This is a genomic window from Corynebacterium sp. HMSC06D04 (assembly GCF_001807315.1).
GTDB lineage: Bacteria > Actinomycetota > Actinomycetes > Mycobacteriales > Mycobacteriaceae > Corynebacterium > Corynebacterium simulans.
Genome location: NZ_KV788530.1, coordinates 1 through 602, shown reverse-complemented (window position 1 = coordinate 602; position 602 = coordinate 1). Strand labels below are relative to the sequence as shown.

The following is a 602-nucleotide window of genomic DNA, read 5'->3' as shown; positions in this document are numbered from 1 at the left end:
ACTGCTGGTACTTTGCCAAGATAGTTCAACGCTTTGACGTGGCACTCAATCCACGCCGGCATCTTCTCGTTCGCAGCGGCCGTGACATACATCAGCCCTGAGTATGGGCTGACTGCGACGAACAGTGACGCCTTGAACGCGGTATCACCACTGGCCTGATCTACTACAGGTACTTTGTCACCGGCCCAGTCAACGTAAAGCTCTTGGCCTGGCTCATGGGTGATGACTTCGACGAGATCGTTGGCACGTAGAAATTCATTGAGCCCACTACAGAACTGGGAGTACTGGTACTTTGTCTTGTCCGTCGGACACGGCTGCGACAAGTAGTCCATCCACAGCTTGTGCCTGGTCACATGCTTTGTACTTTTCAGTTTGCGGGCAAGAGCATGAAAATCAGGTTGATCGTAGGCCATCGTCCGCTTACTCCGGCCGTCGCTGAATCGATCATCGAACCATCCCGGTGGAAGTTGACGGAAACGCTCTGGAGTTAGTTCCTCATCGTTGATGACTTTCTTTGCTCGGGATACCTCTCGTCGTGAACATCCCAATGCGTGTGTGATCTGCGCGTAGCTAGCACCATCAAGGCACATCGCGATGATCTG

General features: G+C 53.0%; 1 protein-coding gene. It reads right to left on the bottom strand.

Annotated features, from left to right (window positions below; translation table 11 throughout):
• Positions 1-602 (bottom strand): transposase (locus HMPREF3155_RS03365; protein ID WP_070432572.1); only part of this gene is annotated, 602 nt, incomplete at both ends.